This window comes from Corynebacterium sp. MSK204, assembly GCF_030229885.1.
In the GTDB taxonomy this organism is placed as follows: Bacteria; Actinomycetota; Actinomycetes; order Mycobacteriales; family Mycobacteriaceae; genus Corynebacterium.
Genome location: NZ_JASPGQ010000002.1, coordinates 56,033 through 82,196 on the forward strand (window position 1 = coordinate 56,033; position 26,164 = coordinate 82,196).

Sequence of the window (26,164 nt, forward strand, 5' to 3'; positions counted from 1 at the left end):
GGGGATTTCTCCCCGCAAGGTGGTCTTGCGCGATCGCGTTCCTTTAGAAGGCGAGTACTGGGCCGCCCGTGCCGGGGACTCACCCTTTCCGGAGGGAACCCTCCTTCCCGCGGACACGGTACTTTCGCGGCCCATTCCCGCGTGGTATCACCCCTTCGTCCCGCCGGAGGAACCGATCCCCTATGTCTACACCGTCGTCCACGCGGATGAAAACATCATTGTTGCCGATAAACCGCACTTTCTTCCCACCACCACGAATGGCCGTTTGCAGCGCGAAACCCTGCAAACTCGCCTGCGCGTGGACTTCGGCGAAGACGAAATCGTGCCGCTCCACCGCCTTGACCGCCTCACCGCAGGCCTTGTCATCTGCTCGCGCAATCCCGCGACCCGCGCGCCCTACCAGCGCATCTTCCTGGAGGGGAGGGCGGTGAAGAGGTATAGGGGCATCGTCAAGCAGCCGCTTTTCTGCGATGAGGAAATCAGGCTGCCTATGCACAAGCCGCGGGGCAGCAGGCAGGTGCTCGTGGCTGATAATGGCACGCCGACCTCGACGTATGTGCGCGCTGCGGGGCGGGAGGTGACCATGTGGCCGCGGACGGGGCATACGCACCAGCTGCGGGTGCTACTGAACCATCTTGGGCGCCCGCTCATCGGCGATGACACCTATCCCACGCCGCGTCCGCTCAGCCTCTACGATTTCTCGCGCCCGCTTTCCTTGCTGCACGAAACTATATCTTTTAGAGATCCTTTATCACATTCGGAGCGTCAGTTTTTCAGTTCGCGGGGCTTAGGAACTACAATCAGGTAATTACTAACCTCCGGCAAGAAAGGCGGCTCATGGCAGACCTCAGCGTTGCGCGCTTTGCGTCCAATTTTGGGCAATTCCTTAAGTTCGGTCTTGTCGGCGGCTCGGGTACCGCGGTTAACCTCTTCGTGTATTTTCTCGCGCAGAAACTCTTTGGTGCGGCGGATATCTTTGCCGAGGACCCCTTCATGAACCTCTTCGGTTCTGCATTCCACATCCGCTGGTACCACGTCTTTGCCACCATCTCCTTCCTCGTGGCCAATACCTGGAACTACCAGCTCAACCGCATGTGGACCTTTCGGACCGTGTCCAAAGTGTCCTGGATTCGCGGTTTCTTCCCGTTCCTTTTGGCGGGAATCGGAGCGTTTATCGTCAGCCAGGTCATCCTGACGCTGCTAATGAACCCCAACTCGCCCGTGGGCCTGCCCACCGATGTCTTTGATAACTCCACCGGATTGCGCACCAAGTCCTATTGGGCGCAGGCCATTTCCATCGTCGTGGCGATGCCTATCAACTTCATCATCAACAAGCTCTGGACGTTCCGCTCCAAGCCCAATAAGCCAGTCGTCGTCGACGAGGTCGCGCCGGTTTAACTACCCGCCCTTCGCCGCCGGCCACGGCCCTGCCATCCGCACAGCCCCAGCCGCCCCAGCCGCCCTTCGCGCTCACCAGCGTGGGGCGCTGGGGTCTTTTTGTGCCCGCCGGTGAGCGGCAAGGGCAGGGAGGGGCATCGCCAAGCAGGTGCGTGTGAGGCACCCTTCCCTTCGCGCTCACGGGGAGGTGGACTTCGTGCGCAGCGCTCGCCCCCGGTGAGCGGCACGGGAGGCCTCGCCCTTCGCGCTCACCGCCAACGGTTGCCGTCGGCGAAATCTCCTCCCCGTGAGCGGCAAGGGTGGGGAGGCCGGGAGCCGCTGACGCTAGCACCCCTTCGCGCTCACGGGGCGTAGAAAACGGAAACCACCCGCCGTCCGCGGTGAGCGCGAAGGGCGGGTGGTGGAGTGCGTGATAGCGGTGGGAGTGAGCATTAGTCCTCGAGCTCGGCGTCGAGGCGGGACTGGTCGCGGCGGTTTTGTTTCCGTCGGAGTGCGGGGGAGATGAGGACGGCCGTGACGGCGCCTACGGTCGAGCAGATGAGGTAGGGGGGCGGCAGGGACATCGGAAAGCGTGAAGGCGTGGTAGGCGATGCCGGCGAAGCAGAGGAACATCGGGATGAGGTAGAGGGCGGTCAAAGTCCAGTTGGAGTGGACGGTGGGGGTGGCGATGTGCCTGCGCATCCAGGCGGCGCTGAGGGACGTGCCGGCGAGGGAAGGGACGATGGCGAGGGGGCGAGGAGGCTGAGGCGGCCGGGGAGGGACCAGGCGAGGATGGCGGCGACGATGAGCTCGAGGAAGGTGATTGGGGTGAGGGTGATGGCGGAGGCCTTGGTGAGGATGTCACGTTCGAACTCGTCGGTGGAGGCGCGCTCCATCTGGTTGAGGGATATGTTGGCGATGGCGTTAATCATGTTGTTCAGCTCCAAAGATTTCTTCGACTGTTTTGTTTAGTTCGTGGCAGATGTCTAATGCGAGGTGCACGGACGGGGAGTAGTTGCCGCGTTCGATATTTGCGATAGTTTGCCGGGAGACGCCGACGCGCTCTGCTAGTTCGCCTTGCGACCATTCGCGCCAGCGCCGCCACTTGCGGACCATGTTGGGTTGTCCGGCCACAACATCACCTCTCGTGTCGTGTTTACATGACCTAATGTAAAGCAAACTTTACATTATGGCAAGGGTTAGACGCACAGATGCCAGCGCCAATATGGCTGGGTGGCGGATATAGGCAGCTGTGGCTTGCGGCCTTTGAGCAGGTCACGGGTGGCTTTGATGAGGAGAATGACTTGGTCAAGGTGGTGCGTGACGTCATCGGCAGTAAAGCGCAAAACCGTGTACCCGTGCGCGGTTGCGGCGTTCTGCTTGGAGCGGTCGGCCTGAAACGCGACGCTGTGGCTGTGGTAGGTCCAGCCGTCGATTTCCACGATGAGCTTGCCCATCAATAGGTCGAACCGGTACCCACACACCAGGGCGTTGTGAACAGGGAAAATGCCTTCTGCGCGCAGCGCGCGGCTGACTTTTCGCTCCGGCGGGCTATCCGCGCCGATGGCCGAAATCCGAATCGTCTCCTTCAACGCGCGCGGTGTCCGGCCCATTCGCTTGCGGTCCCGCTCCAGCCGGCCGGGCCCCTTCTCTCCGCGATAAAACTCCTCCAGCAGCGGGCTACAGGCCCTAGCAATCTTCCGAGCGGCCCACAGGACCTGCACTACCGGCAGCCCCTTGACCAGGCTCGTTGCCTTGAGCCGGGAATGCGAGACACGGAAATTCTTGCCCCTCAGCGTCCGCGGCCCCTCCGCTTCCAGCGGAAAGGTCAGCGGCCGGTCAAGGTGAATCTCCTGCGCGGTCTTCCCCGTAAAATGAATGCGGCTCAGCCCATGCACTAGCGCCTTCGCCACCGCCAGCGGCGACCACTCGTCGGTATAAATTCCCCGGTGAACGCGGTGCAGCTTGCCCGCGCGCACCCGCCGGCGAATCGCGTCCTTGCCCAGCCCCTGCTCGCGCAACTGCGCAGTCGTCCATGCCCCCATGGCTTCAACCTAAAGAAGCAGCAGCCTCCCCGTCCATACGGCTTTCGCCAGCCTGTGGATAACCGTCCCATTTCACGGTCCCACGGTCCATTTTCGTCGCCGCCCTGTGGATAACTCCCTCCATGCCTCCCTCGACGTCCCCTTCGCGCTCACCGGGGGCCACTTAGATGCGCTGGAGCGTCCCCTGGTGAGCGCGAAGGGCGAGTGTGGTCCCAGCCCGCCCTTTGCGCTCACGCCCACGCTTTCCGATGTCCATTTCCTCATCCCCGTGACCGCGAGGGGCGGTCCCACACCCGTCGCGCTCACCGGGAGGTGAAAACGCAGTGCCCCGCCCAGCGCTGGTGAGCGCGAAGGGCGGGGTAATGGGGCGTGAGGGCAGGGACGGGTGTCAGCGGTAGGGCGTGCGGGCGGGGTAACGGGGTGTGAGGCAGTGATGGTGGGCCGGAGGCGGGGAGCGGCCGCTAGGTCAGCGGGAGCGTGGAGGTCGGGTCGATGCCGCGAACCTTGGAATTGAGCACACCCGCGATGGCGAGCACCGTGAACATGGCGGCAGCGGAGAGGAGTTGGGTGCGGGCGGTGGCATCGGTAAGCATGAGCACCGCGATGGCCGCGAAGAGGGCGAGGGCGAACCAGGTGAGGTAGGGGAAGGCCCACATGCGGATGGGGAGGGGATGCAGGGCCTCGAGTTGGCGGCGCAGGCGCAGCTGGCTGACTGCGATGAAGACCCACACGATGAGCAGGGAGGCGCCGGCGGCGTTGAGCATGAAGGTGAGCAACCAGCCGGTATCGGCGTAGTTGAGGACGACCATGAGCGCGGACAGTGCGACGGACAAGGCGATGGCGGTAGTGGGCACGCCCTCGGTATTGGTGGCGGCGAAGATGCGCGGGGCCTCGCCGCGGGAGGCGAGCGAGTGCATCATGCGGGAGGAGGCGAAGATTTGCGCGTTGAAGGCGGATAGCAGCGCGAGGACGATGATGACCTCCATGATGCCGGCTGCGCCGGGGATGCCGGCGCGGTCGAGGACCATGGTAAAGGGCGATTCGGCGGCGGTGGAGGCGGCGTCCAGGCTGGAATAGGGAAGCAGGAACGTGATGACGAGGACGGAGCCCAAGTAGAACACAGAGATGCGCAGGATGGTGGAGCGCACGGCGTTGACGAGGGACTTTTCGGGATCCTCGGATTCGGCGGAGGCGATGGCGACGACCTCGATGCCGCCGAAGGCGAAGGCGACGGCGAGCAAGCCGGCGGCGACGCCGCCGAGGCCGTTGGGCATGAAGCCATCGGCAAGGAAGACGGATGTGCCCACGAAGGTGTGGCCGGGCAGGAGGCCGAAGATGAGGAGGACGCCGATGATGAGGAAGGCGATGATGACGACGACCTTGATGAGCGCGAACCAGTACTCGAACTCGCCGAAGGTGCGCACGCGCAGCAGGTTGACGAGGCCGAAGACGGCGACGCAGATGGCGGCGGGGATCCAGGGCGGGACGTCGAACCACGAGCCGATGAAGCCCGCGGCGCCGGTGATTTCGGCGCCGAGGACGGCGACGGTGGCGCACCAGTAGATCCACCCTTGGGTAAAGCCCGCCCAGCGGCCGATGCCGTGCTCGGCGTATTCGGAAAAGGAGCCGGAGGCGGGGATGACTGTTCCCATCTCTCCGAGCATTTGCATCACGAGGATGGCGAGGAAGCCGGCGATCGCGTAGGCGATGATCACCGCTGGGCCAGCGGCGGAAATGCCGACGCCCGTGCCAAGGAAGAGACCGGCGCCAATGGTGGAGCCAAGCCCCATCATGGTCAGGTGGCGGACCTTCAGGCCAGAACCAAGGGCAGAAGAGTTATCAGACACTTCTCCATGGTATTTCTCGGCCGCAGGGCACGGGAATTGGGGTGGCGTTAATTCTTGTGGAGGTCCTCGTTCAGCGCGACGGCCTCGGCATTCCACTCCACGGCCTCGACGGCACCAGAGACGGAATTGCGGCGCAGCAGCAGGCCGGAGGCACCAGAGAGCTGGGAGCCCTTGACGGCCTCGCCATTGCCGACGCCCAGGGCCTCAGCCACCTTGCCAAAGACGGCGACCTTGGTGCCGGCGGTGACATAGAGGCCGGCTTCGATAACGGCGTCATCGCCAAGCGAAATGCCGATGCCCGAGTTAGCGCCGAGCAGGCAGCGCTCGCCGATGGAAATCACTTCCTTGCCGCCGCCGGACAGGGTGCCCATGATGGAGGCGCCGCCGCCGATATCGGAGCCATCGCCCACGACGACGCCCGCGGAAATGCGACCTTCCACCATGGAAGCGCCCAGGGTACCGGCGTTGAAGTTGACGAAGCCCTCGTGCATGACCGTGGTGCCCTCTGCGAGGTGGGCGCCTAAGCGGACGCGGTCGGCGTCACCGATGCGCACACCGGAGGGGACAACGTAGTCCACCATGCGGGGGAACTTATCCACGGAGTAGACCACGACGGGGCCGCGGGAGGCGAGGCGGCCGCGCACCATCTGGAAATCGGACACGGCGCAGGGGCCGTAGTTGGTCCACACCACGTTATTGAGGTGGCGGAAGATGCCGTCCATGTTGAGGCCGTGCGGCTTTACCTCACGGTGGGAGAGCAGGTGGAGGCGCAGGTAGGCGTCGTAGGTATCGGTCGGGGCCTCGTCGAGGTCAGCGATGGAGGTTTCCACCGCCACGCGGGCCACGCCGCGCTCCTCATCGGGGCCGACGAGGGCGGAGAACTGCTGCGGAGTCTCCTCCAAACGCGTCGTGCCGGTGGTCTCTACTTGCTTATCGGTATGAACTGCTGGGAACCAAACGTCCAAGACGGTGCCGTCGTGGGTAATGGTTGCCAGGCCACGTGCGGATGCAGAAGTCATGGTGGCTAGCTTAGCAATTACTGTCGTACTTGTTCGCGCTTGCCCGCGGGAACCACAAAGGACAAGGCGACGAGTGCGGCAAAGAGGATGATGACGGCGATGACTTGGTTGCGGGCGGAGGGATCAAAGAGCATGAAGATGGTCAGCGCGGCCAGCGCGGCGGCGGTCGCCCACGGCAACCAGGGGTAGCCGGGCACGCGGATATCCGTGAGCTCGCCGTTCGCTTTCAACTGCGGGTGAAGCTTGAGGAAGGAGGCGACGATAAACGCCCACACAACCAAGAGGCAGCCACCGACGGCGTTGAAGAGGAAGGCCAGCAGTCCCGGCGGGTTCCAGAATTGGAGGCCCACCGAGGCGAAGGCGAAGATCATGGACAAGATGACGGCGTTGATGGGGGAGCCGGAGTGGTTGGTCTTGAGGAAGAACTTGGGCGCGCAGTGGTCCTTGGCCATGTCAAAGACCAAGCGGGAGGTGGCGTAAATTTGGGCGTTAAAGGCGGACAACAGGGCCAGCGCGATGATGGCCTCCATGAAGCCTGCGGCGAAAGGAATCTTGGCGGCCTCGAGCACCAAGGTAAACGGCGAATCGGCGGCGGCATCGGCATCTTGAATCTGGCTAAATGGCAGGGCCATGGTGATGACCACGATGGAGCCGATGTAGAAGATCATGATGCGCACGATGATGGCGCGCACTGCGGTAGCCACGTTGCGGGCGGGGTCCTCCGACTCGGCGGCGGCGATGGTGACCAGCTCGATGCCGCCGAAGGCGAAGGCCACGGCGAGCAGCCCCGCGGCGAAGCCCGGCATGCCATTGGGCAGGAAGTTATCGGTGAAGTTGGTGCCGGCGCGGGAGAGATCCATGCCGGGCAGGATGCCGAGTGCCATGAGGATGCCGACGACGAGGAAGGCGAGGATGACGGCGACCTTGATGATGGCGAACCAGAACTCGAATTCACCGAAACCGCGGACGGCGGCGAAATTCACCACGGCGAAAAAGGCCACCGCGATGAGCGCGGGAATCCACGGGGCGATATCGAACCAACTGCCGATGATCGCGGCGGCGCCCGTGATCTCGGCACCCATGACCATGATGAGCATGAACCAGTAGATCCAGCCCATCGTAAAGCGCGCCCAGTGGCCGAAAGCTTGGCCGGCGTAGGTGGAAAAGGAACCCAGGGAGGGACGCGCCGCGGCTATTTCCCCGAGCATCCACATGATGAGCGCGATGAGGACGCCGGCGACGGCATAAGAGATGAGCACCGAGGTGCCGGAGATTTGGATTCCCAATCCGACGCCCAAGAAGAGACCGGCACCCACCGCGGAGCCAAGGCCCATCATGGTGAGGTGTCGCGATTTCAATTGTGTGGCTTCGGCCATAATTACCACCTTGTGAGAGGTTATTTTTTGCAGTGAAGTGAACATTACACAATGCAACGGACCCAGCGGGGCGCTACCATGGCGGCTTGTGACTTTAGATCTATATGCCGACCCCATTGAAGTGACCAAGGCGCTCGTCGATATCCCGAGCCCCTCCCACCACGAGGAGGCCATCGCGGATGCGGTGGAAGAAGCCCTGCGTGGTCTCAACGTGGAGGTCGCCCGCTTTGGCAATACCGTGTGCGCGCGCACGAACCGCGGGATGGATTCCCGCGTGGTTCTTGCAGGCCACATCGATACCGTTCCATTGGCAGATAACGTACCGCATTGCATGGACACCGCCGAAGATGGCGCCGAGATCATGTTCGGCTGCGGCACTGTGGACATGAAATCCGGCATGGCGGTATACCTCAACGCCTTTGCTCACCTGCATGAATCGGAAGAGCTTCAGCACGACCTGACCGTCATCGCTTATGAGGGCGAAGAGGTATCCACTGAATTTAATGGGCTGGGCCACTTGCAAAAGGACCACCCCGAGTGGTTGCAGGGCGATTTCGCGCTCCTGGGTGAGCCCTCCGGCGCCATGGTCGAGGCCGGCTGCCAGGGCACGATTCGCCTGCGCGTGACGGCGCATGGCACCCGCGCGCACTCGGCCCGCGCGTGGCTCGGCTCCAACGCCGCGCACAAGCTTGCCCCCGTCATGACGCGCATTGCGGACTACGAGCCGCGCGAGGTCACCATCGATGGCTGCACCTACCACGAGGGGCTGAACATCGTCCACCTCGAGGCCGGCGTGGCCACCAATACCCTGCCGGACGAGGCCTGGATGTTCGTCAACTTCCGCTTCGCCCCGGACCGCAGCACGGAGGAGGCACTGGAGTACATGAAGGGGGTCATCGGCAAGCATGAGGACGTCACCATCGAGATCGACGACATTGCTGGCGCCGCCCTGCCTGGCCTGGGGCAGCCTGCGGCGCGTGCGCTTGTCGATGCCGTCGGTGGCAACGTCCGCGCCAAGTTCGGCTGGACCGATGTCTCGCGCTTTGCTGAGATGGGCATTTCGGCCGTGAATTTTGGCCCCGGCGATCCGGGCTTTGCGCATAAGAAGGACGAGCAGGTGCCCACGGCGCAAATCACCGAAGTTTCTACCGCTCTGCTTAATTACTTGAAGGGATAAAAATGACCCCTGACCACATGCGTACCCTGCGCGGCCCGCTCTTGCTGCGCAGCGAAGGAGAACAAGGCTCCACCTTTGACCAGCGCCTGTTGGAATCCGGCGCGGACCACGAATGGCAGCATGCCGATCCGTGGCGCGTGCTGCGCATCCAAGGCGAATTCGTCGCCGGCTTCGATGCGCTGGCCAAGCTGCCCAAGGCAGTGACGGTCTTTGGCTCCGCGCGCACCAAGCCTGAGGATGCGAGCTATCAGATGGCCGAAGAACTCGGCCGCAAGCTCGCCGAGTGCGCCTACGCCGTCATCACCGGCGGCGGCCCCGGCATCATGGAGGCCGCGAATAAGGGCGCGCACGAGGGCGATGGCCTCTCGGTGGGACTCGGCATCGAATTGCCGCACGAGCAGGGCCTCAACGAGTACGTGGACTTGGGCCTGAACTTCCGCTACTTCTTTGCCCGCAAGACCATGTTCTTGAAGTACTCCCAGGCCTTCGTCTGCCTGCCCGGCGGCATGGGCACCATGGATGAGTTCTTCGAGGTTCTCTGCATGGTTCAGACCGGTAAGGTCACCAACTATCCCATCGTGCTCATGGGCACCGATTATTGGTCTGGCCTGCTGGAGTGGATGAAAAATACCCTCGCCGCTGGCGGGTACATCAACGAAGATGACCAAGAGCTTTTCCTGCTTACCGATGACCCCGATGAGGCCGTCGCCCACATCATCGAGCGCCACAAGGTGATGAGCGATAAGCGCATTAGGGAGCCGCGTTGAGCCTCGCGCGCGTGATGGCGATAGTCAATCGCACCCCGGATTCCTTTTATGACAAGGGGGCCACCTTTGACATGGACCCCGCCCTCAAGCGCTGCGATGAGGCCATTGCGGCGGGAGCCTCCATCATCGATATCGGCGGGGTCAAGGCCGGACCGGGCGAGGAGGTGGATAGCGCGGAGGAAATCGACCGCGTCGTGCCCACCATTGCCCGCGTGCACGAGCGCCACTCAGAGGTACTCATTTCCGTGGACACCTGGCGCAGCGAGGTCGCCGAGGCCGCCATCGCCGCCGGGGCCGGGCTGGTCAATGACACCTGGGCCGGCTGGGATCCGCAGCTTATCGAGGTCGCCGGCCACCACCGCGTAGGCTACGTGTGCTCGCATACCGGCGGGATTACCCCGCGCACCCGCCCACACCGCGTGCACTTTGATGACGTCGTTGCCGATGTCATTGCTGAGACCACCGCCCTGGCAGAAAAGGCTGCGGGGCTTGGCTGCCCGGAAGATCTCACCTTCATCGATCCCACGCATGACTTTGGTAAAAACACCTATCACGGCCTAGAACTTTTGCGGCGCATTGATGAGATCGTCGACACCGGCTGGCCCGTGCTCATGGCGCTATCCAATAAGGACTTCGTGGGTGAGACCCTCGCGCGCGGGGTAGGAGATCGCGTCGCTGGAACGCTCGCCGCCACCGCCTGGGCCGCAGCGCACGGGGTGGCCGCCTTCCGCGTCCACGAGGTTGCTGAAACCATAGACGTCATCCGCATGACCGCCGCCATCCAGGGCACGGCCGCGCCCCTTGACACCACCCGTGGACTCGCATGAGCGTTTCCGTCATCATCCCCGCCCTCAACGAGGAGCCCACCGTGGCCGGCGTTATCCGCGCCTGCCTTGCCGATGACCCCCTCGAAGTGCTCGTCATCGACGCCGATTCCACCGACGACACCGCCGCAGTGGCGCGCGCAGCCGGTGCCGACGTGCGCAATTGGCGCGATATCCTGCCCGAACCGCCGCGCCCCGGCAAGGGGGAATCCCTGTGGCGCGGGGTCGCCGCCGCGCGCGGGGACATCGTCGTCTTTATTGACGCCGATCTAGAATCCGCCGCGCCCGGCATGGTCACAGCGCTCGCGGCGCCCTTTAAGGATCCGGGTGTGAACATGGTCAAGGCCCGCTATCGCCGTAGTCTCAATGGCCAACCCACCGGCGGCGGGCGCGTGACCGAATTGACTGCAAAGCCGCTCATCCGGCAATTCTTCCCGGAGCTAGCCCACATCGATCAGCCTCTGGGCGGCGAGTACGCGCTTCGCCGCTCTGCCGCGCTAGAAGTGCCCTTCGTGGAGGGCTATGGGGTGGAAGCGGGGCTGTTGGTGGACATCGGCAAGCGCGGCGGGCTGACAGAAGTCGACCTAGGCACTCGTGTCCACCGCAATCGGCCGCTTGATGAGCTCGCGCCGATGGCGGATATCGTGGCGCGCACGCTGCTCTCGCGCGCCGGGGTGAGTGCGCCGATTGCTCAGCGCCCACCGCTGCTAGGTAGGATTTAAGTCATGCTGTCCTGGATTGTGCTCATCGTGGTGCTCATTGCGTTCATTGTGATCGGAACGTGGCTGTGGGGTTCGATTTTTGGCCCCGGGACCGTGATGGACCCGCCCGATGAGCCGCAGAAGGTGCTGGAAAATAACCGCGCCGCCGCAGCTCAGGGCCGTTTTGAGGACGTGCAATTCGAGGTCGTGCCGCGTGGGTACCGCCAAGATCAGGTTGATGATCTGCTCGCGCAACTGGAGCTGGAATTAGCGGCCGCGCGGAAAAGCGGGCAAAAAGGGACTAAGCTGGAAAGAAACGAAGAAAGTTAAGGAGCCCAACTATGGCAGCAATGAAGCCACGTACCACTGGCGGCGAAATGGAAGCGGTGGTGGAATCCCGCAAGATCGTCATGCGCATCCCATCCGACGGCGGCGGGCGCATCGTTATCGAGCTGAACAAAGAAGAGGCCGCGGAGCTCGGTTCTTTGTTGACCGAGGTTTCTAGCTAGTCTGGATACATGCTTTCTCATATCGTCGACATTCTGGCCGATCCAAACGACGGCACGGCGCTTTCCGGCGCCGATGATTTTTCCCGCCTCGTTTCGGAATCCGGCCATTCCTTTGATGTGGCCAAGCAAGGGTATGTGACCTTAGCGGCCGGTGCTGGCCTGAAGCACAAGGGCGATGACATGGATATGGTCAACGCCCGCGAAGCGTACCTAGCCACCGGCCATTTCGCGCCGTTCGTTGAGTCTGTGACCGGCGCAGTACAAGACGCGCTCGATGCCAGCTCGCTGTCTGCCTCTACGCCCGCCTCGCTTCTCGAGGTCGGCGCCGGAACCGGCTACTATCTGGCCCACACGCTTGACTCCATCGACGGCGCGCGCGGCGTCGGCCTCGATATTTCCCCGCATGCGGCCAAGCACTTGGCTAAGTGCCACCCACGCGTGGGTGCCGTGGTTGCCGATGTCTGGCAGCAACTTCCCATCCGCGATGAATCCATCGACGCGATTTCCGTGGTCTTCGCCCCGCGCAACCCATCCGAATTCCAGCGCGTCCTCGCCCCCGGCGGCCAGGTCATCGTTCTGACCCCGGGCGCGGGGCACCTCGATGAGCTGCGCGAACCCCTCGGCATCCTCGGCGTGGAAGAGGGCAAGGTCGAGCGCATGTATGAGCAGGCAGAAGGCCACCTCGAGCAAGCGGCCGACCCGGTCGATATTTCCTTCCCCATTCACCTGGATAAAGCGGCCATCGCCGCACAGGTAGGAATGAGCCCGTCCGCCCGCCACATCAGCGCCGATGAGCTCGCCGAGCGAATGGCCGCCTTTCCACCCACGCTGACGGTCACCGCCCGCGCTCGCCTAGACCGCCTCCGCGCGGTTTAATAAACGCAGGTTCACCTCGCCTTCGGCATACATACCGCCCTTCGCGCTCACCAGCAGCGCCCGGGGCGGTTCATTTGTGTTTCCGGTGAGCGCAAAGGGCGGGTGTGGAATAGGCCAGTCACCGTACCCTCCCTTGGCGCTCACAGGGAACAGCTTGCCGATACCCCTCCACCTTGCCCGTGAGCGCGAAGAGCTGGTGGCATCGGCAGGGCGGTGGCTGACGGAAAACGAGGGTGCAGAATGCGGCTAAGGACGGCATCATTTGACTCGTGCGGTCGGTCCTAGGGACAGATGGAAGGAATACTCGCCCTTCGCGCTCACGGCAAGCACATTCTGATGGCCGGAGTCGCTCGCCGGTGAGCGCGAAGGGTGGGTGTGGAGTCAGCCAGCCACCGTTGCCTCCTTTGGTGCTCACGGGGAGCTGCTTGCCGATGTCGCGACGCCTCGCCGGTGAGCGCGAAGGGCGGGCGCCGAAAGGCGGGTGGCGAGAGGCTGGCCAAAAGGCGCGTGGCGGCAGGGGGAGGGTAGCAGTATTAGAGCTTGGAACCGGAGCGCTGCCAGTCTTGTTCGATGACTGCGTCGCCGGTGGTCTCGACATCCATGCCGGAGCAGCCGCCGTCGAAATAGACGCGGGAGGCCATGGCGATGAGGCCGCCGTCGACGAAGACCTCTACCGTGGAGCCGTCTTGGATGATGGTGAGGGTGTCGGAGTCGCCATCGGCAAGCGTGGCGGTGGCGGGAGCGGAATCGGCGAAGAAGTGATCGAAGGCCTTGTTCATGGAACGATCGAGGCTGATTTCCTCGCCGGAGTGGCAGATGGTGGCGGCGGGGTTGCCGTTGCCATCGCGAAGGGTGATGGTGACGCTGGAGCCGGTGGGAACCTCCATGACGCCGGTCCAGGAGCGCGCGTAATCCGAAAGCTTGACCGCCTCGGGCAGGCCGGTGGCCGGTGCCTGGTACAAGACGCCGCCCTCGAGCGTGACCTGGCGCGGCAGGGAGAGGGCATTCGACCAGCCCTCGGCATCCCAAGAGGCGTGCTGGGTGGCGTCATCGCCGCGGCCGTTGCCGTTGAGCAGGCCGAGGATGACGGCGCGCTCGTAGCGGCTTTCTTCAGGAATCGTGCCTGCGGTGGCGTTGGTATTGCGCGGGCGGGAGAAATCGTGGCCGAAGTCCACGCGGCGGAAACCGGAGACCACCGTGAAGGTGGTATCTTCCAGCTGGCCCACGAGGTAGCCGGAGACATCGCGGCCGTCGCGCTCGAGGGTGACGAAAAGCACGTCGTAGATTTCCTCGTCGATTTCATCGCGCAGGCGCACGATGCGCGGGGAAACCACTGGGGGAATGGGGGAATCGGCGGGCACCTCGCCGTCGAGGAAGCCTGGGTCACCCTCGAAGGTGAGGCTGCCGCGCAGGGACCATGAGATGCCGTCGTGGCTTTCTAGAATGACCGGCTGCGGGGTTTCGGTGCGGCCGGATAGCGCCAGCATGAGCCAACCCATGTGGCCGTCTTCGCGGTCATCGGTGGCCCAATCGGGCACGACGGAAGGCGAGCGGAAACGGGTGTGGTCGGTGGTATTGCCGGCCACCTCGCCAAAGCGCACGACGTTGGGGTCGAGGGCTGAGGAGTCATCGGAGACCTCGCAGACATCGTCGATGCCGGAATAGCGCGCGAGGCGAATGGAGGTGCCGGTCGCGGTCACAGAGGTGAAATAGAGGTTGATGGCGTCCTCACCTTGGGCCACGGAACCCGCGCGGAGGGCGAGCTCGCCGCCGACGGGCGCGAGGACGTCATCGCAGTCCAGCCAGTTAAACGGTACTTCCTCCGAGTACGTGTGTCCCCAGCGGGCCGGGGCATCGGGAGTGGGGCGGTACTGGTAGAACATGTGCCATGTATCGCCATCACGAAGGACGCCGGCGGGCGCGTCTAGGATGCCGGCATCGGGGATGAAGTGGAGTTCGGGGCGGTGAGTCGTCACGGCATTCCTCTCTTAAATCAGGTGCGGGTTACAAGCTTGGGTTGGGGTGGCAGCTACGCCGGGGAGGAAACTCGTTGACCTGCCACGCGGTGCTTTCGCGAACTTTATGGGCCAGTGTCCGGCTGTCATGTACACCCAGAATACGGATATCTTTTAGCGCGTGCAGGGGCCCTTGCTTGCCGATGCTCCCTTAAAGCTTCGTCACCAATGTCAGCCCCGATCCCAGTGGGAGCCGGGTCACGGTGGCGCCTTCGAGCTCGCGGAGGTATTCATCGGCTTCGCGCGCGGCGGCGGTATCGCGGTCGGTGCGGGAGGTGTCGGCAACGGTGCCATCGAGAAGCGCATTGGCAAGCACCAGCGTGCCGTGCTGGTGCAGCAGGGGCCAGGCCGCCTTGATGAGGGCAGGGAGGTCGAGGGCAGCGACGTCCGCGTAAATGATCTGGTAGGCCTCGGTAGCCAGGCGTCCGAGCACGTCGAGGGGGCGCGAGGGAAGGAAGCGACCGCGGGTGGGGGCGTAGCCGGCCTCGCGGAAGGCGGCCTTGGCGCTGCGCTGATGCTCGGTCTCAGGGTCGATGCACGTGAGGATGCCGTTATCCGGCATGCCCGCGAACAGGTAGAGGCCCACGACGGAGGCGGCGGGGGTAATCGCCACGGCCTGGGGGCGGTCTACCACACCGGAAGACGTCGCCGTCAGCGTCGTGAGAAGCTGGCCGGTGGATTCATCCGGGACGGGCAGGCCGTATTCCTCGGCGTGGTCGCGGGCGCCGCGGAGAGCCGCCGAAGGCTCACTGGTGGAATCGATATAGGAGCGCAGTGCGTCATATGCGGTAGTAGTCACGATTAAGACAATAGGTAAAGTTGCGCGCAAGGGTGGCAAAAACGCGCCTAGCCAGCGAAATTGTGGTCTGTGGGAAGTATGTGACGGACTCACAGGATATTATCAGCGCAGCAGCTGGAGTTTCCGCGCCGAGTATAGAAAAATGACACCCATGACAGAAACGAAGCGCGATGCCGAGTCCGTTGCCTCCACCGATGCGAACGTGGAGTTGACCGGTACCGCGGCGTTCGATGCTGGGGAAGCTACGATGCCTTCGTGGGCCGAATTGGTGGCAGAGCATGCCGATGGCGTGTACCGCCTAGCCTACCGTTTATCCGGTGACCAGCAGGATGCCGAGGATCTCACCCAAGAGACCTTCATGCGTGTTTTCCGCTCCTTGGATAAGTACCAACCGGGTACCTTCGGCGGCTGGCTGCACCGCATCACTACGAACCTCTTTTTGGATATGGTGCGCCACCGCTCCAAGATTCGCATGGAGTCCCTGCCAGAGGATTATGAGCGCGTTCCGGGGACGGATATGACCCCGGAGCAGGCCTATACCGTGGCGAACCTGGACCCGGTGCTGCAGTCCGCGCTGGATAGCTTGGCGCCGGATTTCCGCGTTGCCGTGGTTCTGTGTGATATCGAAGGCATGAGCTACGACGAAATCGCCGAGACCCTCGGCGTAAAGATGGGCACGGTGCGCTCGCGCATCCACCGCGGCCGCTCCCAACTGCGCGCGGCGCTGGAAAAAGAGGCACAGACCAATGCGGAAGCGCGCATCTTGCTGCGCACGCGCTAGAATCGAATCATTACCTCCCCTGCCGCGTGGCAGGGGGACTTAAGTGTGAGTAATCCGTCTGTGGAATGAACGTGAGGAGGGTGTCGATGGACTCACTGCGAGGACGCCGCACCCTCTCCAGGCTCAGCGTACGGGGCGAGTTCACCCCCGCGCAGGCGAAGGCCCGGGATAAGGCAAAGGCGCGGGCGCGGCGCAGCGATTCCATCGGTCACCTTGGCCCAGAGGCCGTCGTTGCCTTCGTCGATGGGGAGATGGAACCCAAAGCCATGCACCGCGTGCGCATCCATCTAGTACACTGCGCGGAGTGTCGCGCCGACGTGCACCACCAGCGCCACGCCTCCGAGTGGGTACGTCACTGCAGCGATGATTCCGCGGTGAAGGCCCCGCAGTCCTTATTGGCTAAGCTGGCGGGAATGGCTACGGAGGGCGTGGCGCCGGGGCCCGATGCGTCGACCCCGGCGCACCGGCCGGAGCAGGATTTTCTGGATAAAGTCGAGACGGTGGTACGCGCGATTAAACACAATCAGCGCGGGCAGAACTAAACGGAGGGCGAGGATTTAATCGTGTTTTCTTCCATTGGCTGGCCTGAGATTATTGTCATTGTCCTCCTCGGCATCGTCATCATCGGCCCGGAGCGCATGCCGGAGGTCATCAAGGACGTGCGCGCGGCCATCTATGCCGCCCGCAAGGCCATCAACAACGCGAAGGCCGAGCTCAATGGCGAAATGGGGTCGATCTCCGCGGAATTCGATGATATCCGCGGCCCGCTCAATCAGGCGGCGCAGTGGACGCGGCTAGGCCCCAAAGGCGCTATTACCAAGGCGCTTTTCGATGGCGATGATTCCGCCTGGGACGACTTCAACCCCAAGAAGATGGCCGAAGACATCAAATCCGGCACCGCGCCGAAAGAACCCGAACAGCGCGCGCAGGACAACAGTGGTGCTACCCGGCCCACCTTTAACTATGCCGAGGTATATGGCGATACCACCGAAACGACCCAGCAGCCGGCGCAGCAGCCGCCCCAGCAACAACAAAAGCCGCAGCGCGGTGGGGAAGATTCCACCGGCGGCGGCTCTGAGTGGAGCGACGTTACCTAATACAACGCGCTCTTAGTTCACACCCAAGTTGAGGCTCTTGCCCACGAGGGAATCGGAACGGATGGCGAGCTGATCAGCCACCGCCCTGATTTCCTTGGCGGCAGGGGAGTCAGGTGCCTCGAGTACGATGGGTGTGCCGGCATCGCTATTCGAGCGCAGGGCCGGATCCAGCGGCACGGAGGCCAGCAGTGGCACCTCGTGGCCCAGGATGACGCCGAGGCGGTCTGCAACAATCTGGCCGCCGCCTTCACCAAAGACGTCCATGGTGGAGCCGTCCGGCATGACCATGGCGCTCATGTTCTCAATCACGCCGGCCACCCGCTGGCGCGTTTGCTGGGAGATGGAACCGGCGCGTTCGGCCACTTCTGCCGCAGCTGCTTGCGGCGTGGTGACGATGAGCAGCTCTGCATTCGGGATGAGCTGCGCAACGGACAGCGCGACATCGCCGGTACCCGGAGGCAGGTCGAGGAGGAGAACATCGAGATCGCCCCAGAATACGTCCGCCAAGAACTGCTGCAGTGCGCGGTGGAGCATAGGTCCGCGCCAGACGACGGGCGCGTTACCCTCCACGAACTGCCCAATCGAGATGTGCTTAATGCCGTGGGAGATGGGAGGCAGCAGCATTTCATCATCAAGCACGGTGGGGCCGTCGGTCGAGCCGAGCAGGCTGGGCACGGAGTGGCCGTAAATATCGGCATCGACAATGCCCACCTTCAGGCCCTTATCCGCCAGCGCGGCGGCTAGGTTGACGGTCATCGAGGACTTGCCGACGCCACCCTTACCCGACGCCACCGCAAAGACGCGGGTCGTCGAATCGGGCTTCGCAAAAGGAATCTCGGGTTCGGCCTGGCCGCCGCGCAGCTTCTGTTTCAGCTCGCGGCGTTGCTCATCGCTCATCGCGTCCATGGTCACGGTAACCTTGCCAACGCCGTCGATGTCCTCGACCGCGGCGCGGGTATTGGTCTCGATGGTGGACTTCATGGGGCAGCCCGCGATGGTCAGATAAACGCCAACGGTGACGTCGTTTCCTTCGATATCGACCGATTTCACCATATTCAGTTCGGTGATGGGGCGGCCGATTTCTGGATCCTGTACGTGGGAAAGAGCCTCGCGTACGACTGATTCGGTAATAGAGCTAGACATAACTCTTGCCATCTTAGTCACGGCGCTACCTCAGGTAAACACGCTTGCACGGTAGACTCTGTGGGACACTTAAATCCATCCGTTTGTATCGGTGACCTAGCAGAATCAGAAGGAGCACACTCAGTGAAGCGCAGCCCCGCCCGTCGATATGCCCGCGCTACTGTTACCGCGGTGGTAGGCGCTGCATTGCTTGCTGGGTGTTCAGACAAAGTCGATACCAGTCCCGCTGCGGCACAATCCGAGCCGGAACAGGTGCAGATCGTCGTTGACCCTGCAGAAACAGATCAGCTCATCTTGGGCGAGGTATTCCGGCAGTCGCTCTTGGAGGAAGGACGCACAGCCGAGCTGAAGGAAGAAGAAACCTTCAAAACACATGGAGGCAAGGGCAGTTCCCTAAACCCGGAAGGCAACTTTTACGTCGGCTGCACCGGCAACTTTTTAAGCCACTTTAATCCCGGTGAGGCGCGCGATATCTCGGCGGAATATAAAAAGGCAGAAGAAGACAGTGAGCCGGGCGGGGAAGACTTTCTTGCCCGCACCCATATCGCGCTCATGTCTACCTTGCCCACCCAACTTGCTACCGTCGAGCCATCCGGCGCTCACGGTTGTGAGGATGCACAACCAGAGCTGCCAGAAAACTTCGTGGTCATCTATAGCGACAGCCTCTTTGACCGCGAAGAAGAAAAATCCGTCGCCGCGGTCACCAAATTCATCACGCAAAAAGACATCTCTGACATGGTGGAGGCTCTAGAGGATGGCGAAGAGCTGAAGAAGGTCGTCCACGAATGGATGGAAGCCTCCGGACTGGACATTGTCAATGAAGAAAGCGACTCCGGCTCCTCCGGTGGCTCGGATCTGAGCAGTTCTTAAGTAAGCGGCGCGGTCCGTGCTACCCACTTACCGCCCTTCGCGCTCACGGGCAGCCGCCCTTTAACATGCGATCGCCCCCTCCGTGACCGCGAAGGGCGCCCGGCGTCGCCATCAGCTACCGCCCCGCCCTTCGCGCTCACGGGCGCAGCTTGTCGATGCCCCTACCATCTCGCCGGTGAGCGCGAAGGACGAGTAGGTGACCGGTGTGAGGCGAAGGAGGGGAGCTGAAGGTAGGGAGAGCAGGAACGGCGGCGAGGTAGGAGGACCGAGGAGAAGGCAGCAGAAACCATGAAAATGCCCCAGTGAGGAAATAACCTCACTGGGGCATTCAGCGCTGCAGCGCGCTAGGTGCCTTTTCAGCGGTTACACGTGGTTAAACGTCGAAGGCCTCTTCAAGCAGGTTCTTCTGCTCAATCTGGTGTACCTTGGCGTTACCCGTAGCCGTAGAGGACTGGGCGCGGCGGGAGACGCGGACCATTTCCGGCATATCCGGAATGAGGTCGCGCAGGTGCTCGTTGTAGAACGGCCATGGGCCCTGGTTGGCGGGCTCATCCTGTACGAACCGGACCTGGGTGGCGTTCGGGTACATCTCGAATGCCTCGCTTAGGCGGTTGAACGGAATCGGGTGGAGCATTTCCACGCGGACGATGGCGATGTCATCGCGGCCGTCGGCCTCGCGCTTCTTCTCCAAGTCCCAATAGAGCTTGCCGGAGACCAGCATGATGGTCTTGACCTTGTCCGTGTCGCCGACCTTCTTGTTATTGACGTCCACGAAGTGGGGGTCATTGATAACGGAGCGGAACTTCTTGACCTCGGTGAACTCCTCAACGGAGGAGGTAGCGGCCTTGTTGCGCAGCATGGACTTCGGGGTGAAGACGACCAACGGACGCTTCATCTCGCCCAAAGCCTGGCGGCGCAGCAAGTGGAAGTGGTTAGCCGGGGTGGACGGCTGGGCCACGGTCATAGAACCTTCCGCGCACAGCTGCAGGTAGCGCTCGATGCGGGCGGAGGAGTGGTCCGGGCCTTGGCCCTCGTAGCCGTGCGGCAGGAGGAGAACCAGGCTGGACAGCTGGCCCCACTTGGCCTCACCGGAAGACAGGTACTCATCGATGATGGTCTGGGCACCGTTGGCGAAGTCGCCGAACTGAGCCTCCCATGCCACGAGGGCATCGGGGTTACCCACGGTGTAGCCGTATTCGAAGCCCATGCCGGCGAACTCGGTCAGCGCGGAGTTGTAGACCATGAACTTGCCGCCGTTGTCCTTGGACACGGCCAAGGAGTTGAGCGGGTTGTACTCGTTGCTATTGCGGGGATCGAAGGTCACGGCGTGGCGCTGGGTAAAGGTACCGCGGCGGGAATCCTCGCCGGCCAGGCGCACAACCTTGCCCTGGTTAGCCAGGGAACCGAAGGCGAGCAGCTCGCCCCAGCCCCAGTCGATGCCGCCTTCGCGGACAGACTTCGCACGGTCCTTGGCTACCTTGGCCACGCGTTTGTGGTACTCGAAGTCCTCGGGTGGGTTGCCGTAGGCATCGCCAAGCTCGACCATCTCTTCAGCGGTGATGGAGGTATCCAGACCGTGGGTGAGCTCCTGCGAGGAGGTAATACCGGTCTGTTCCTTCGGGCCGGCCTTCTCGGCTTCCTTGTGCTCGGTGAACACGGACTCCATCTGGTCGTGGAAGTCGCGCGCCGCTGCCTCGGCGTCTTCAGCAGACAAGTCGCCACGGCCGATGAGCTCGTTGGTATAGTGCTCGCGCACCGGCTCGTGGTTCTCGATGACCGAGTACAGCTGCGGCTGGGTCATGGATGGGTCATCGGCCTCGTTGTGGCCGCGCAGGCGGTAGACCACGAGGTCAATGAAGACGTCCTTGCCAAACTGGCGGCGGTATTCTGCGGCCATCTGGCCTACCCAGACAACGGCCTCTGGGTCATCACCGTTGACGTGGAAGACCGGGCAGTCAAAGCCCTTGGCCAGGTCGGTGACGTAGTGGGTGGAGCGGCCGGAGTCCGGGGTGGTGGTAAAGCCCACCTGGTTGTTGACCACGATGTGGACGGTACCGCCGTTGGTAAAGCCGCGCAGCTGGGAGAGGTTGATGGTCTCCTGCACGACGCCGAGGCCGGTGAAGGACGCATCGCCGTGGAGCATGACGGGAACGACGGAGTAGCCGTCCTTGCCCTTGTCCAAGATGTCCTGCTTGGCGCGGGCGATGCCCTCCATGACTGGGTCGACGGCCTCGAGGTGGGACGGGTTGGCGGCAAGGGTGACCTTGATTTCGCCATCGCCGAACATCTGCAGGTGCTCGCCCTCGGAGCCCAAGTGGTACTTCACGTCACCAGAGCCGCCGAGCTGGCCGCCCTTGTAGTTGCCGTCGAACTCGCCGAAGATATCTGCCAGCGGCTTGCCGACGATATTGAACAGCACGTTCAGGCGGCCACGGTGCGGCATGCCCATGACGACCTCGTCGAGGCCCTGGCCCGCAGCGGTGTCGATGATGGAATCCAGCAGCGGGATGAGGGTCTCGGCACCCTCGAGGGAGAAGCGCTTTTGGCCCACGTACTTGGTCTGCAGGAAGTTCTCGAATGCCTCGGCGGCGTTGACCTTCTGCAGGATGTACTTCTGCTCGGCATTGGTCGGCTTTGGCATGCCGGCCTCGAGGCGGTCCTGCATCCAGCTGCGCTCGTCGCGGTCCAAGATGTGGGTGTATTCGGAACCGACCTTCAGGGTATAAGCAGCGCGCAGGCGGGAGAGCACCTCACGCAAGGTCATCTGTTCCTTGCCACCGAAGCCGCCGACGTTGAAGACGCGGTCCAGATCCCAGATGGTCAGGCCGTGCGTAGCGATGTCGAGGTCGCGGTGATCGGGGCTAGGCAGGCCGGGCTGGGACCAGCCGAGCGGGTTGACATCGGCAAGCAAGTGCCCGCGGGAGCGGTAGGACTCGATGAGCTGCATGACGCGGGTGTTCTTGTCCACGCCAGAGTTGGGGATGTCCTGAGCCCAGCGGAAGGGCTCATAAGGAACGCCCATGGACTCGAAGAGCTCGTCCCAGAAGGCGTCATCAACGATGAGCTTGCCGATGGTGCGCAGGAACTCGCCGGACTCTGCACCCTGGATGACGCGGTGGTCGTAGGTGGAGGTCAGCGTGACTAGGCGACCGACGCCGAGGTCAGCCAGGCGGTCAGCGGAGGCGCCGGCGAACTCTGCCGGGTAATCCATGGAACCAACGCCGATAATGGAGCCTGCGCCCTTGGTCAGGCGGGCAATGGAGTGGCGGGTGCCGATGCCGCCCGGGTTGGTCAGGTTAATGGTGACCCCTGAGAAGTCATCCATGGTGAGCTTGTTCTTACGGGAACGGGTAACGATGTCTTCGTAAGCCTCAATGAACTCAGCGAAGGACTTGGTCTCGCATTCTTTGATGGCGGCAACCACGAGGGCGCGGGAGCCATCCTTCTGCGGGAGGTCGATTGCCAGGCCCAGGTTGATGTGCTCAGGCTGGACGACGAAGGGTTTGCCGTCCTTTTCCTCGTAGCGCACGTTCATGCCAGGGTGCAGCTGTACGGCCTTGACCATGGCGTAGCCAATAATGTGGGTAAAGGAGATCTTGCCACCGCGGGTGCGCTTCAGGTGGTCATTGATCATGGAGCGGTTTTCCCACATGAGCTTGACCGGCATATCGCGCACGGTGGTAGCGGTAGGAATCTCAAGGGATTCTTCCATGTTCTTAGCAATAGCCTTGAACATGCCCTTGAGCTGGCGCTCGTCGCCGCCCTTATAATCTTCTAGGTTATCCAGCGGAGACTGCGCATTCTTGCCCGCAGAATGCTTTGCCTTCGCGGACTTTTCTTTGGCCCTAGATACAGACTCTTTCACGTTGGTATCGCGGGCCTCTTGCTTGCGGGCGGTGGTAGTGCCTTCGGTCTTCTTGGCCGAGGACTTAGACTCTGCCTGTGCCTTCTTTGGCTGTGGCTTAGATGCTTGAGAAGGAGCCGCAGCTTCTGGCTGCGCCTTGGGCGCGCCGTTTGCTTCGAAATAGTCGCGCCACTCCTTGTCGACGGAGCTAGGATCCTTGGAGTACTGCTGGAACTGCTCGTCTATCAGCCACGCATTCGGGCCGAAGATGCTCGATGTGCTCACGGCAGGTATTCGCCTCATTTCTCTGCTTTAAAATGGTCGTTTATTCGACTTTAGTCCGGACTTTGTACGAGCGCATTTCTCACCCGCCAAAGTGTCTGCCTATATGATACGGGCCAATCCCTCACCTTCACTATGTCAGGGGTAGCGAATTCGCTCTAAACGATCACCACTAACCCGCCTTTGTGTGGGAAAGAGGGGAGAGCTGCTGGCGGGCGTATTCGATGACCTGATTGGCCAGCTTGCGGTTGGCCTTTGTACCGATGACCGCCCCGATGCCCATAGGCATGAGCTTGCCCACCCATGCCCACTTCATGCGCTTGGTGATCTGCTTGGTAAATACCTTGGTCAACCTGCCATTGATGCCAGATAGTGTGGGCCCGGAAAAGCGGGAGAGCGAGGCAACCGAACGCGCCCCCGTGACCGTGCCGAGGTCTCCAACGAAGGTATCGACCACCGCGGAGCCCTTCGAGCCTGTCAATACCACCAGTACGAGGGCGCGGCGACGCTCGGGCGAGGAGATATCGTCGCCGCGCAGGTACGCGGACGCCAGGATGTACCACGCAGCGGCTTCAAGAAAGACTACGGATTCCGCACCAATGGTGGCCGCGCCCGTAAATAGCCCAATGCCGGGCACGGATGCGGAGGCACCAGCGGCCGCGCCCGTGCCGGATGTGATATTGATGAAGTGTTTGTTAATAAAGCCCTGCAATTCTTGGTCAGTGGCTTCTGGGTGGTGCTTCTTTAGGCTCGTGACGTATTTGGAAATAACACCAGATTGCACGGATACGGCGCGGTCCAAGGAATTCAGCAGCGCCTTGGTAAAACGGCCGCTGTGCTCCGGATCGATGTCATATGTGTCAGTAGCTGCTTTATCCGGGGTGGATTTTTTAAATATGGACATGCCTTCTCCCACACCAATCCTTAGTTTGTTGGGGTAGTGGTATCAATTGATTTTTTACCTAGCATAGCCCTGACCTTGAAAGAAGGGGCCGCCAGGTGCGATTCAGATCGCCACCGGCGCGCAACCTACCTAAGGTAGGGAGTATGCCTTACCCGCAGGATGGTCAACGCGACAGTAGGGACTCTTATTCCGAAGAGTCCACCGCTGCCGCGCGCTTGCGGGCCATGCGCGCACACGAGCGCGCCCGTCAGGCCCACGAGCGGGCACAGAATGCCTACGCGGATGAGGTCACCGTGCGCACGACCTCCGGCTGGGTGCGCGGGGTCATCGAAGAAGACCTGCGAGTAGATCGCCCCATTAGCGCCGGGCCGGTGCGCACGTGGCGCGGCATTCCTTTCGGTGCCTCTACGGCCGGCGACAGCCGCTTTCGCGCCCCACGCCCGGCACCGCGTTGGGAGGGCGTGCGCGATTGCAGCCAATTCGGGCCAATTGCCCCACAACCCACGTACTCCTGGACCGACCGCATTGTCGGCTCCGAGGACTGCCTGTACCTCGACATCGTGCGCCCCCGCACGGAGGAAAAGCTGCCCGTGGTGGTGTACCTGCACGGCGGCAGCTTCATCATGGGCTCGTCCCACATGCTCATGCTGCGCGGGTTTGAGCTCGCCACCCGCATGAACGTGGTCTACGTATCCATCAACTTCCGCCTCAACGCCCTGGGATATCTCGATCTGCGCAGCCTCGGCGGCGAGTGCAGCGCCAACCCCGCCGTGGCGGATCAGATTCTGGCCCTGAAATGGGTGCGGGAGAATATCGCTGCCTTTGGCGGCGACCCAGACTCGGTCACCCTCATGGGCGAATCCGCCGGCGGCGCCGCGGTGCTGGCACTGATGACCAGCCCGCCCGCCGAAGGGCTCTTCCACCGCGCCATTGCCCAGTCCCCACCCATTGCGTTGGTGCATTCCCGCGCCCAATCCACCTTGTGGGCCCGCGAACTCGCACGCCGGGTGGGCCTGCCGCGCCGGGTGAGCGTGGATGACCTGCGCCAGGAAGACTGTGCGGATGTGGTGCGCTCCGGCCAATCCATGATGTGGCGCGCCGGCGAGCTACTGCACTTAAACTCCTGCTACGCGCCCACGGTGGACGGCGAGCTATTGCCCGAGCACCCCATCACCGCCTTTGAGCAGGGCCACCAGCACAAAATCCCGCTGCTGATAGGCACGAATTCGGACGAAGCCAGCTTTGGCAAGTTCCTCTTTCAGCGCCAAAGCGCCCGAGAGCGCGCCGCCCTGCGGCTCTTGGCCTCCTACGATCCCCACCACGCCCCCGAGGTCGTCGCCGCCTACCGCGGTGCGGTCCGCCGGGAAGATTTTGCGCACTTGCTTGCCGATGCCCTCTTCTGGGCACCTTCCACCCGCATCGCCAGCGCCCACTCTGAAGTGGCCGATACGTGGATGTACCGCTTCGACTTCGCCTCTGCCGTCTTGAAGTGGCTGGGCTTAGGCGCCATGCACTCGATGGAATTGGGCAATGTCTTTGGTGATCCCCGATCCTCGCGCGCCTCCTTGCTAACTGGCTGGGGCTCGCGGGCTGAGATGGAGGAATTGACCTCCACCATGCAGGAGCACTGGGCCGCGTTCATCCACGGCGGCAGCCCGAAGGCGCAGTGGCCGCGCTATGAGGGCGGTGAGCGCGCGACCATGATCTTTGATGAACAGGCCTATATCGTGCACGCCCCCAATGACGGTCGCCGCAAGGCGTGGGAGGATTACCACATGGTGGAGTGGGGAAGTGGGCGCCCAGAGCTGGTGCGCTCCCTTGGTTTCCAACCACACCGGCGGGATTAGCGGTAGAATCCAGGGTGACCGCGGGCGGCGTCTTGCCCACCGCGGGGACCTCTGCTTCCGAAGG

At 62.7% G+C, this 26,164-nt stretch carries 27 protein-coding genes; 15 read left to right on the forward strand and 12 right to left on the reverse strand.

All coding sequences use genetic code 11. From position 1 onward, the window contains the following. Window positions 1–19: 19 nt before the first annotated feature. Together QP908_RS01560 and QP908_RS01565 are read left to right on the forward strand one after the other, a co-directional pair. Complete coding sequence (locus tag QP908_RS01560; RefSeq protein ID WP_239267986.1) at window positions 20–808, forward strand: pseudouridine synthase; 789 nt, start codon at window positions 20–22, stop codon at window positions 806–808. A 29-nt stretch (window positions 809–837) separates the two neighbouring features. Next, complete coding sequence (locus QP908_RS01565; protein WP_005280100.1) at window positions 838–1,398, forward strand: GtrA family protein; 561 nt, start codon at window positions 838–840, stop codon at window positions 1,396–1,398. Between the two features lie 431 nt (window positions 1,399–1,829). On the opposite strand, the gene QP908_RS01570 is transcribed toward QP908_RS01565, so the two are convergent. The 4 genes from QP908_RS01570 to QP908_RS01585 all read right to left on the reverse strand — a co-directional run bounded on the left by QP908_RS01570 (window position 1,830) and on the right by QP908_RS01585 (window position 3,422). Then, the gene (locus QP908_RS01570; RefSeq protein ID WP_255722656.1) at window positions 1,830–1,961 is read right to left on the reverse strand and encodes a hypothetical protein; all 132 of its coding nucleotides are present in this window, start codon (window positions 1,959–1,961) and stop codon (window positions 1,830–1,832) included. 69 nt (window positions 1,962–2,030) lie between these two features. Then, a complete protein-coding gene (locus QP908_RS01575; RefSeq protein WP_239267898.1) occupies window positions 2,031–2,309 on the reverse strand; it encodes a hypothetical protein in 279 nt (92 codons plus the stop codon). Beyond that, a complete protein-coding gene (locus tag QP908_RS01580) occupies window positions 2,302–2,511 on the reverse strand; it encodes a helix-turn-helix transcriptional regulator (RefSeq protein ID WP_023017728.1) in 210 nt (69 codons plus the stop codon). Before QP908_RS01580 ends, QP908_RS01575 begins: the two co-directional genes overlap by 8 nt. A gap of 65 nt (window positions 2,512–2,576) precedes the next feature. Beyond that, window positions 2,577–3,422 (reverse strand): type IV toxin-antitoxin system AbiEi family antitoxin domain-containing protein, encoded by an 846-nt coding sequence (locus QP908_RS01585; protein WP_239267896.1) that lies wholly within the window; start codon window positions 3,420–3,422, stop codon window positions 2,577–2,579. Between the two features lie 106 nt (window positions 3,423–3,528). Here QP908_RS01585 and QP908_RS01590 point away from each other — a divergent pair, with 106 nt between their 5' ends. Next, window positions 3,529–3,738, forward strand: coding sequence for a hypothetical protein (locus tag QP908_RS01590; protein WP_284771517.1), 210 nt, complete (start codon window positions 3,529–3,531; stop codon window positions 3,736–3,738). A gap of 145 nt (window positions 3,739–3,883) precedes the next feature. On the opposite strand, the gene QP908_RS01595 is transcribed toward QP908_RS01590, so the two are convergent. From QP908_RS01595 to QP908_RS01605, 3 genes are all read right to left on the reverse strand, one after another. Continuing rightward, a complete protein-coding gene (locus QP908_RS01595) occupies window positions 3,884–5,215 on the reverse strand; it encodes an amino acid permease (RefSeq protein WP_349819867.1) in 1,332 nt (443 codons plus the stop codon). A gap of 101 nt (window positions 5,216–5,316) precedes the next feature. Next, window positions 5,317–6,288: a 2,3,4,5-tetrahydropyridine-2,6-dicarboxylate N-succinyltransferase gene (dapD, locus tag QP908_RS01600; protein WP_239267892.1), complete on the reverse strand. Its 972-nt coding sequence runs from the start codon at window positions 6,286–6,288 to the stop codon at window positions 5,317–5,319. A gap of 17 nt (window positions 6,289–6,305) precedes the next feature. Then, complete coding sequence (locus tag QP908_RS01605) at window positions 6,306–7,664, reverse strand: amino acid permease (protein ID WP_239275294.1); 1,359 nt, start codon at window positions 7,662–7,664, stop codon at window positions 6,306–6,308. An 88-nt stretch (window positions 7,665–7,752) separates the two neighbouring features. On the opposite strand from QP908_RS01605, the gene dapE reads away from it, so the two are divergent. From dapE to QP908_RS01640, 7 genes are read left to right on the forward strand one after another with little or no spacing between them, the layout of a single operon-like run. Continuing rightward, the gene (dapE, locus tag QP908_RS01610) at window positions 7,753–8,841 is read left to right on the forward strand and encodes a succinyl-diaminopimelate desuccinylase (protein WP_239267888.1); all 1,089 of its coding nucleotides are present in this window, start codon (window positions 7,753–7,755) and stop codon (window positions 8,839–8,841) included. Between the two features lie 2 nt (window positions 8,842–8,843). Next, window positions 8,844–9,608 (forward strand): LOG family protein, encoded by a 765-nt coding sequence (locus QP908_RS01615; protein ID WP_239267886.1) that lies wholly within the window; start codon window positions 8,844–8,846, stop codon window positions 9,606–9,608. A 14-nt stretch (window positions 9,609–9,622) separates the two neighbouring features. After that, window positions 9,623–10,435, forward strand: coding sequence for a dihydropteroate synthase (gene folP / locus QP908_RS01620; RefSeq protein ID WP_239267984.1), 813 nt, complete (start codon window positions 9,623–9,625; stop codon window positions 10,433–10,435). Next, window positions 10,432–11,154, forward strand: a complete 723-nt coding sequence (locus tag QP908_RS01625; RefSeq protein ID WP_239267884.1) for a glucosyl-3-phosphoglycerate synthase — start codon at window positions 10,432–10,434, stop codon at window positions 11,152–11,154. The genes folP and QP908_RS01625 overlap by 4 nt, the downstream gene beginning before the upstream one ends. A 3-nt stretch (window positions 11,155–11,157) precedes the next feature. Further along, the gene (locus QP908_RS01630) at window positions 11,158–11,463 is read left to right on the forward strand and encodes a DivIVA domain-containing protein (RefSeq protein WP_239267882.1); all 306 of its coding nucleotides are present in this window, start codon (window positions 11,158–11,160) and stop codon (window positions 11,461–11,463) included. Window positions 11,464–11,474: 11 nt separating this feature from the next. Further along, window positions 11,475–11,642: a DUF3117 domain-containing protein gene (locus QP908_RS01635; RefSeq protein ID WP_005280113.1), complete on the forward strand. Its 168-nt coding sequence runs from the start codon at window positions 11,475–11,477 to the stop codon at window positions 11,640–11,642. Between the two features lie 9 nt (window positions 11,643–11,651). Beyond that, window positions 11,652–12,518 (forward strand): methyltransferase domain-containing protein, encoded by an 867-nt coding sequence (locus QP908_RS01640; RefSeq protein WP_284771518.1) that lies wholly within the window; start codon window positions 11,652–11,654, stop codon window positions 12,516–12,518. Window positions 12,519–13,051: 533 nt separating this feature from the next. Here QP908_RS01640 and QP908_RS01645 read toward each other — a convergent pair. Together QP908_RS01645 and QP908_RS01650 are read right to left on the reverse strand one after the other, a co-directional pair. Beyond that, complete coding sequence (locus QP908_RS01645; RefSeq protein ID WP_239267878.1) at window positions 13,052–14,494, reverse strand: GH32 C-terminal domain-containing protein; 1,443 nt, start codon at window positions 14,492–14,494, stop codon at window positions 13,052–13,054. Between the two features lie 190 nt (window positions 14,495–14,684). Beyond that, window positions 14,685–15,332 carry an O-methyltransferase gene (locus QP908_RS01650; protein ID WP_284771519.1) on the reverse strand — a complete coding sequence of 216 codons (648 nt, stop codon included), beginning with the start codon at window positions 15,330–15,332 and terminating at the stop codon, window positions 14,685–14,687. 151 nt (window positions 15,333–15,483) lie between these two features. Here QP908_RS01650 and sigE point away from each other — a divergent pair, with 151 nt between their 5' ends. The 3 genes from sigE to QP908_RS01665 all read left to right on the forward strand — a co-directional run bounded on the left by sigE (window position 15,484) and on the right by QP908_RS01665 (window position 17,210). Next, complete coding sequence (sigE, locus tag QP908_RS01655) at window positions 15,484–16,113, forward strand: RNA polymerase sigma factor SigE (RefSeq protein ID WP_239267874.1); 630 nt, start codon at window positions 15,484–15,486, stop codon at window positions 16,111–16,113. A 65-nt stretch (window positions 16,114–16,178) separates the two neighbouring features. Next, a complete protein-coding gene (locus QP908_RS01660) occupies window positions 16,179–16,655 on the forward strand; it encodes an anti-sigma factor family protein (RefSeq protein WP_239267872.1) in 477 nt (158 codons plus the stop codon). Window positions 16,656–16,676: 21 nt separating this feature from the next. Next, the gene (locus QP908_RS01665) at window positions 16,677–17,210 is read left to right on the forward strand and encodes a twin-arginine translocase TatA/TatE family subunit (protein ID WP_239267870.1); all 534 of its coding nucleotides are present in this window, start codon (window positions 16,677–16,679) and stop codon (window positions 17,208–17,210) included. Window positions 17,211–17,222: 12 nt separating this feature from the next. On the opposite strand, the gene QP908_RS01670 is transcribed toward QP908_RS01665, so the two are convergent. Beyond that, window positions 17,223–18,353, reverse strand: a complete 1,131-nt coding sequence (locus QP908_RS01670; RefSeq protein WP_239267868.1) for an Mrp/NBP35 family ATP-binding protein — start codon at window positions 18,351–18,353, stop codon at window positions 17,223–17,225. Window positions 18,354–18,476: 123 nt separating this feature from the next. Here QP908_RS01670 and QP908_RS01675 point away from each other — a divergent pair, with 123 nt between their 5' ends. Next, window positions 18,477–19,223 carry a hypothetical protein gene (locus tag QP908_RS01675; RefSeq protein ID WP_239267866.1) on the forward strand — a complete coding sequence of 249 codons (747 nt, stop codon included), beginning with the start codon at window positions 18,477–18,479 and terminating at the stop codon, window positions 19,221–19,223. 373 nt (window positions 19,224–19,596) lie between these two features. Here the strand turns inward: QP908_RS01675 and QP908_RS01680 are convergent, their stop codons facing one another. Both QP908_RS01680 and QP908_RS01685 read right to left on the reverse strand, forming a co-directional pair. Then, window positions 19,597–23,352, reverse strand: coding sequence for a multifunctional oxoglutarate decarboxylase/oxoglutarate dehydrogenase thiamine pyrophosphate-binding subunit/dihydrolipoyllysine-residue succinyltransferase subunit (locus QP908_RS01680; protein WP_411697121.1), 3,756 nt, complete (start codon window positions 23,350–23,352; stop codon window positions 19,597–19,599). Between the two features lie 169 nt (window positions 23,353–23,521). Then, entirely contained in the window at window positions 23,522–24,253 is a 732-nt protein-coding gene (locus tag QP908_RS01685; protein WP_239267862.1) for an EcsC family protein, read from the reverse strand. Window positions 24,254–24,396: 143 nt separating this feature from the next. On the opposite strand from QP908_RS01685, the gene QP908_RS01690 reads away from it, so the two are divergent. Then, on the forward strand, window positions 24,397–26,100 hold the full coding sequence (locus tag QP908_RS01690) for a carboxylesterase/lipase family protein (protein ID WP_239267860.1): 1,704 nt from the start codon (window positions 24,397–24,399) through the stop codon (window positions 26,098–26,100). The last annotated feature ends 64 nt before the right edge of the window (window positions 26,101–26,164 follow it).